The sequence below is a fragment of the Thauera sp. 63 genome (genome assembly GCF_000310165.2).
GTDB classification, from domain to species: Bacteria; Pseudomonadota; Gammaproteobacteria; order Burkholderiales; family Rhodocyclaceae; genus Thauera; species Thauera humireducens.
The window spans coordinates 54,686-61,793 of the sequence record NZ_AMXC01000021.1 but is presented as its reverse complement, the minus strand read 5'-3'; the positions used below and the strand labels follow the sequence as shown (position 1 = coordinate 61,793).

At 65.3% G+C, this 7,108-nt stretch carries 7 protein-coding genes; 2 read left to right on the top strand and 5 right to left on the bottom strand.

Going from position 1 to position 7,108, the window contains the following annotated elements; genetic code table 11:
* Window positions 1-1,816: DNA polymerase I (gene polA, locus C664_RS15240; RefSeq protein ID WP_004263299.1), on the top strand; the 1,816-nt coding region annotated here is incomplete at its 5' end.
* Window positions 1,817-1,962: 146 nt separating this feature from the next.
* Window positions 1,963-3,018 (top strand): D-sedoheptulose 7-phosphate isomerase, encoded by a 1,056-nt coding sequence (gene gmhA / locus C664_RS15235; RefSeq protein ID WP_004263297.1) that lies wholly within the window; start codon window positions 1,963-1,965, stop codon window positions 3,016-3,018.
* 39 nt (window positions 3,019-3,057) lie between these two features.
* Here gmhA and rfbC read toward each other — a convergent pair whose 3' ends face one another.
* The 5 genes from rfbC to C664_RS15210 all read right to left on the bottom strand — a co-directional run bounded on the left by rfbC (window position 3,058) and on the right by C664_RS15210 (window position 7,108).
* The gene (rfbC, locus tag C664_RS15230) at window positions 3,058-3,606 is read right to left on the bottom strand and encodes a dTDP-4-dehydrorhamnose 3,5-epimerase (protein ID WP_004263295.1); all 549 of its coding nucleotides are present in this window, start codon (window positions 3,604-3,606) and stop codon (window positions 3,058-3,060) included.
* Window positions 3,606-4,487 (bottom strand): glucose-1-phosphate thymidylyltransferase RfbA, encoded by an 882-nt coding sequence (gene rfbA, locus C664_RS15225; RefSeq protein WP_004263293.1) that lies wholly within the window; start codon window positions 4,485-4,487, stop codon window positions 3,606-3,608. The genes rfbC and rfbA overlap by 1 nt, the downstream gene beginning before the upstream one ends.
* A 45-nt stretch (window positions 4,488-4,532) precedes the next feature.
* Window positions 4,533-4,886, bottom strand: a complete 354-nt coding sequence (locus C664_RS15220) for a type II toxin-antitoxin system RelE/ParE family toxin (RefSeq protein WP_004263290.1) — start codon at window positions 4,884-4,886, stop codon at window positions 4,533-4,535.
* Window positions 4,883-5,161: a type II toxin-antitoxin system Phd/YefM family antitoxin gene (locus tag C664_RS15215; protein WP_004263288.1), complete on the bottom strand. Its 279-nt coding sequence runs from the start codon at window positions 5,159-5,161 to the stop codon at window positions 4,883-4,885. The genes C664_RS15220 and C664_RS15215 overlap by 4 nt, the downstream gene beginning before the upstream one ends.
* Window positions 5,162-5,269: 108 nt before the next feature.
* Window positions 5,270-7,108, bottom strand: a complete 1,839-nt coding sequence (locus tag C664_RS15210) for a polysaccharide biosynthesis protein (protein WP_038012038.1) — start codon at window positions 7,106-7,108, stop codon at window positions 5,270-5,272.

Here is a 7,108-nt window from a genome sequence, read left to right as displayed (position 1 = left end):
GGGGGCGCATCGCGGCGGCTACGTTTCGATTCTCGACTCGGCCAGCTTCGACGTCTGGCTGGCGAAGATCACGGCGGCCGAACTCACCGCCTTCGACACCGAGACCACCAGCCTCGACCCGATGGCCGCGCGCCTGGTCGGCCTGTCCTTCTCGACCGAGCCGGGCGAAGCCGCCTACCTGCCGCTGGCGCATCGCGGCGCTGACGTGCCTGAGCAACTGCCGCTGGCCGAGGTGCTGGACAAGCTCAAGCCCTGGCTCGAGTCCGAGCAGCATGCCAAGCTGGGCCAGAACCTGAAGTACGATGCCCACGTGCTCGCCAACCACGGCATCAGGCTGCGCGGCATCGCGCACGACACTCTGCTCGAATCCTACGTGCTGGAGTCCGACAAGCCGCACGACATGGATTCGCTCGCCAAGCGCCACCTCGGGCTGACGACCCTCCCCTATACCGAGGTCTGCGGCAAGGGCGCCAAGCAGATCGGCTTCGACGAGGTCGCCCTCGATCGTGCCACCGAGTACGCCGCCGAGGACGCGGATGTGACCCTGCGCCTGCACGAGCACCTGTGGCCGCAGCTCGAAGCCACGCCGCAGCTTGCCGCGCTGTACCGCGACATCGAGCTGCCGGTGTTGTCGGTGCTGCAGCAGATGGAGCGCACCGGGGTGCTCATCGACCCCTTCTTGCTCAGCCAGCATTCCGAGCAACTCGGGCGCCGCCTGCACGAGCTGGAGCGCGAGGCCCATGACCTGGCTGGCCAGCCCTTCAACCTCGGTTCGCCCAAGCAACTCGGCGAGATCCTGTTCGGCAAGCTCGGCCTGCCGGTGGTCAAGAAGACGGCCACGGGCCAGCCCTCCACCGACGAGGAGGTGCTGGAGAAGCTCGCCGAGGACTACCCGCTGCCCAAGCTGCTGCTCGAACACCGCAGCCTGTCGAAGCTCAAGAGCACCTACGCCGACAAGCTGCCACGCATGGTCAATCCGAAGACCGGCCGGGTGCATACCAGCTTCTCGCAGGCCACTGCCGTCACCGGCCGGCTTTCGAGCTCCGAGCCCAACCTGCAGAACATCCCGATCCGCACGCCGGAAGGCCGCCGCATCCGTGCCGCCTTCATCGCGCCGAAGGACCACTTCATCGTGTCGGCCGACTACTCGCAGATCGAGCTGCGCATCATGGCCCACCTGTCGGGCGACGCCCGCCTGCTCGAAGCCTTCGCCCACGGCGAGGACGTTCATCGTGCCACTGCTGGCGAGGTCTTCGGCGTGCCGCCGGCGGAGGTCACCAGCGAGCAGCGCCGCTACGCCAAGGTCATCAACTTCGGCCTCATCTACGGCATGAGCGCGCACGGCTTGGCGAAGAACCTCGGCATCGAGCGCGCCGCGGCGCAGGGCTGGATCGACCGCTACTTCGCCCGCTACCCCGGTGTCGCCGACTACATGGAGCGCACCCGCGTCGAGGCGCGCGAGCAGGGCTTCGTCGAGACCGTGTTCGGCCGCCGCCTCTACCTGCCCGACATCCGCGCCAGCCAGGCCGGCCGCCGCCAGGCCGCCGAGCGCGCGGCGATCAACGCGCCGATGCAGGGCACGGCCGCCGACCTGATCAAGAAGGCGATGATCGCGGTGAGCGACTGGCTAGCGGGCTCGGGGCTGAAGTCGAAGCTGGTGCTGCAGGTGCACGACGAACTGGTGCTGGAGGTGCCGAAGGCCGAGCTCGATACCATCCGCGCCGAACTGCCCGGGCTGATGGGCGGCGTGGCGGCGTTGAAGGTGCCACTGCTGGTGGAGGTGGGGGCGGGGGACAACTGGGATGAAGCGCATTGAGGGCGCAGCGCAGGCGCGCCGCAGGCGAACCCAGCCGGCCGCAGCAATGGCCTCGATAGCCGCCCCCGCAGATCCGGCGTGCTAGCATCCCGACCGACTTGAACGCCTGCGCTCACCACGAGCCGAAGCAAACTGCGAGACACCGCATGAGTGCCATCTCCGACTACATCGACAAGCACCTCGCCGCCGTCGCCGCTTTGCGCGCCATCGAGCCGGCGGTCGAGGCTTCCGCGCAACGCATCAGCGCCGCGATCAACCGCGGCAACAAGGTCCTGTTGTGTGGCAATGGCGGCAGCGCGGCCGACGCGCAGCACATCGCCGCCGAACTGGTCGGCCGCTTCGTCGCCGAGCGTCGCGGCCTGCCGGCCATCGCGCTGACCACCGACACCTCCATCCTCACCGCGGTCGGCAACGACTACGGCTTCAACGACGTCTTCGCGCGCCAGGTCGAGGCCCTCGGCCAGCCGGGCGACGTGCTGGTCGGCATCTCCACCAGCGGCAACAGTCCCAACGTGATCGCCGCGGTCGAGGCGGCGCGGAGGCGCGGCGTGCAGGTCGTCGGTCTGCTCGGGCGTGACGGCGGCAAGCTGCGCGAACGGGTGGACCTGGCGGTGACGATCGGCGTGGCCGAGACGGCGCACATCCAGGAATGCCACATCATGGTCGGCCACATCTGGTGCGCCCATGTCGATGCCCACCTGGCCGAAGCGGTGGCGAGCACCGACTCGTCCGCGAGCGTGTTGACCGAGGCGCAGGCGATCGAGACCGTGCGCGCGGCGCGCCAGGCCGGCGAACGGGTGGTGATGACCAACGGCTGCTTCGACATCCTGCATCCCGGCCACATCGAGTATCTGGAACAGGCCCGCGCCCTCGGCGACCGCCTGATCGTCGCGGTGAATGACGACGACTCGGTGCGCCGCCTGAAGGGCGATAGCCGCCCGGTGAATGCGCTGGCCCACCGCATGCGCATGCTGGTCGCGCTGGGCTGCGTGGACTGGGTCGTGCCCTTCACCGAGGACACCCCCGAGCGCCTGATCTGCGCCGTGCTGCCCGACCTGCTGGTCAAGGGCGGCGACTACACGCTGGACCAGATCGCGGGCGGCGAATGCGTACGCCGTGCCGGCGGTGAGGTGAAGGTGCTGGGCTTCGTCGAGGGGCACTCGACGACGGGCCTGATCGAGCGGATCCGCGAGGGCGGCTGATTGCCCGCTGCGGCAGGCTGGGCAATCCGGGGCTGGGACTTAGTCGAAGGTGTCGCAGTCGGCCAGTGGCAGGCCGCGTTGGTCCTTGGCGGAAAGCAGGGGCTGCAGGCCATTCAATGGCCATTCGATGCCGAGGCCCGGATCGTTCCAGGCCAGGCAGCGCTCATGCGCCGGAGCGTAGTAGTCGGTGGTCTTGTAGAGTACGTCCGCCGTCTCGCTGAGCACCAGGAAACCGTGGGCGAAGCCCTCGGGGACCCACATTTGCCGTCTGTTGTCCGCGGAAAGCGTGCAACCCACCCAGCGGCTGAAACTCGGCGAATGACGGCGCAGGTCGACGGCCACGTCGAAGATCTCGCCGCTCACGACCCGCACCAGCTTTCCCTGCGGCTGCTGGATCTGGTAGTGCAGGCCACGCAGCACGCCTCGCTGCGAGCGTGAATGGTTGTCCTGCACGAAGTGGGGCCTCAAGCCGGTGGTGGCCTCGAAGTCGCGCTGGTTGAAGGTCTCCATGAAGAAGCCGCGATCGTCGCCGAAAACCCTGGGTTCGAGCAGGATCACATCCGGGATCGCGAGTCGTGTGGCCTGCATCAGTAGGGTCGCTCGGTCAGCAGGCGGAGCAGGTATTGGCCGTAGCCGTTCCTGGCCAAGGGTTGCGCCAGGCGTTCGAGCTGCGTCGCGTCGATCCAGCCCTGGCGGTAGGCAAGCTCCTCCGGGCATGCCACCTTGAGCCCCTGGCGGCGTTCCAGCGTGGCGATGAACTGGCTCGCGTCGAGCAGGGATTCATGCGTTCCGGTATCCAGCCAGGCGTAGCCGCGCCCCATGATTTCCACCTGCAGCGCGTCGTCGTCCAGATAAAGGCGGTTGAGGTCGGTGATCTCGAGTTCGCCGCGAGTGGACGGGCGCAGGCGCTTTGCGCGCTCAACCACCGAGTCATCGTAGAAGTAGAGTCCCGTCACCGCGTAGCTCGACTTCGGTCGCGCCGGCTTCTCCTCGATAGACAACACGCGACCGTTTGCATCGAATTCGGCAACGCCATAACGCTCTGCGTCCTGTACGTGGTATGCAAACACCGTGGCGCCGTTTCGACGGACCATCGCGCTGTCGAGCAGGCGATGCAGGTCATGTCCGTAGAAGATGTTGTCGCCGAGCACCAGCGCGCAGTGGTTGCCCGCAAGAAAGGATTCGCCGATCAGGAAGGCCTGCGCCAGGCCCTCGGGCGAGGGCTGCACGGCGTACTTGAGCGACAGGCCCCATTGTGCACCGTCACCGAGCAACTGCTGGAAGCGCGGCGTATCCTGCGGCGTGGAGATGATGAGGATGTCCCGGATACCAGCCAACATCAGGGTGCTGAGCGGGTAGTAGATCATCGGCTTGTCGAACACCGGCAGCAACTGCTTGCTGATGGCCAGCGTCGCCGGGTGGAGCCGGGTGCCGGAGCCGCCGGCGAGGATGATGCCTTTGCGGGTCATGGGGTCATATTCCTGGTCTCGAGCAGATGGTCTTTCAGAAGCGCTTCAGCGCAGCTCGCCGCCCCTGAGCAGTCTTCGCGCAAGCACCGTCTGCATGTCGCGCCGGCCATCGGCGATCACGTAGATCATCACCTGCCTGGCTATGACGCGGTAGATCACCCGGTACGGCTTGAACGACGTCTGTCGGTACTCCGTGATGCCGAGCGCGAGCAACTCCTTGGGATAGCTGCCGCGCTCTGGAAACGTCGCCAAGCTTTCGATGACGCTGCCAAGCTGGTCGAGTACGTAGTCAGCGCTCGCTGCACAGTCGAACTGGGCGATGTAGTCGTAGATCGACTCGAGGTCCTGCTCGGCGCCTTCGGTGAGCAAGACCTCGAACGTGGAGGACGACTTCCTCACTCCGCGCTGGCTCGCTTCGAGCGCAGGCGGGCAATGACCTCGGTCGCTGGTCTGACCTTGCCTGCCGTGACCTCCTGGTTGCCCAGCGCCAAGAGCTTCAGAAGGGCCAAGGTCTCTTGCGTTTCCTCGAACGTTGCCACGTCCTGCAATACCGCCTTAGCCTCACCGTTCTGGGTGATCACCAAGGGCTCCCGGCATTCGGCTAGTTGAACCAGCACCTCGGCCGCATGGGCCTTGAGGTAGCTTATGGGTTTGACTTGTGTTGAGTAGCGCATGGCTGCAATCCGGAGACTAGATGGGACTGAATATAGTCTTTTTACGGTCCTTTGCAACGCGTAAGGCGCAATTGACGTCAGACCACGAGTTGCAGATGCCTCGCTCAGTCAATGCCTCGCGGGTTCATACTCCGGCACCCAGCGCTTCAGACCCTCGCGCACCTCATCATCGCTCACCGGCCCCGCCTGCGACAGCCAGGTGCCCAACTCGTCCAGGAAGGTCTCGGCCACCGGACGCGAGCGCGCGATGCGCAGCTTGGGGTGCGGCGTTTCGCGCGTCTCTTCCGTGTCTGTCAGCAACTCCTCGTAAAGTTTTTCGCCCGGGCGCAACCCGGTGAACTCGATGCGGATCTCGTCTTCTGCATAGCCAGACAGTCGGATCATGTTGCGCGCAAGGTCGACAATTTTCACCGGTTCGCCCATGTCGAGGACAAAGATCTCGCCGCCATGGCCCATGGCCGCAGCCTGTAGTACCAGCTGCGCTGCCTCGGGGATGGACATGAAGTAGCGGTTGATCTCGGGGTGGGTCACCGTCACCGGCCCGCCGCGGGCGATCTGCTCCGCGAACTTGGGGATCACGCTGCCGGTGCTGCCCAGAACGTTGCCGAAACGCACCATCTCCATCTGCGTGTTTCCCTTGCCCGAGCTGTGCAGTGCCTCGCAGGCCATCTCCGCGAGGCGTTTGGTGGCGCCCATCACGTTGGTTGGGTTCACCGCCTTGTCGGTTGAGATCAGCACGAAGCGCTCGGCGCCGTGGCGCTGCGCGTGCGCTGCCACCAGCAGTGTGCCGAGCACGTTGTTGCGTACCGCCTGCCAGGCGTTGCCCACTTCCATCAGCGGCACATGCTTGTAGGCAGCGGCGTGGAAGACGAGCTGCGGCTTCCAGGTCGCGAAGATCTCCTCGAGTCGCGCCGCGTCCTTCACATCGCCAGCCAGCGGCAGGATCGTCGTCTCGGGCCTGTGAACGCGGAACCACTGCTCGATGCTGTACAGCGCGAACTCGCTCGCCTCCACCAGCACCAGCCGCGCCGGTGCGAAGCGGGCGAGTTGGCGACAGAGCTCACTGCCGATCGAGCCGCCGGCGCCCGTGATCAACACGGTCTTGGCGCCGATCATGCCATTGACGTGGGCGGAATCGATCTTCACCGGCTCGCGTCCGAGCAGATCCTCGATGTCCACCGGGCGCATCGCGTTGATTGCGACCTTGCCGCTCATCAGGTCTTCGATGCCGGGCACGGTGAATACGTGGGCGCCCTCACGCACGGCCAGATCCGCGGCGCGCTTCAGCGAGTCCGCAGCAGCGGAGGGCATGGCCAATATGACATGACGCGCCTTGTAATCCTGCAGGATCTTTGGCAACTGATCGATCGCCCCAGCCACCGTGCGCCCGTAGAGTTCTAGCCCCCACTTGGCCGGGTTATCGTCAACTACTGCGACTACTCGCCAATCCGGGCTGCGCTCCAATTCACGCAAGAGCATGGCACCGCCAGTCCCCGCACCCACGACGACGACCGGTTTGCCCAATGCCATCAATCCACCATAAACGCGATGTTCCTTCCACATGCGCCAAGCCGCGCGTCCCCCGCCCATCACCACAAGCAACAGAAGGGGAAACAGAACGATCATGGAGCGCGGAATCACCGGACCACCGGATCGATCCAGCGCGATCATGGCAATCAGCCCTACCCATGAGATCGCGACAGCCTTGATGACTCGCTTAAGATCCGGAAGGCTGGCAAAGATCCACATGCCTCGATATAGCCCCGCCCAACGACAGGCTAGCGTTTGGATCAAGACAAGTACGCCGAGCCCGGCCAGCATCTTGTTACTGTAATGGGCGGGAACCTCAAAGTTGAACCGGATCCAGAATCCTCCCACCCAAGCGATGATGACGGCTAACAGGTCAAAAGAGACAACAAGTGCAGTTCTGGTTGTGCGATTAATCAT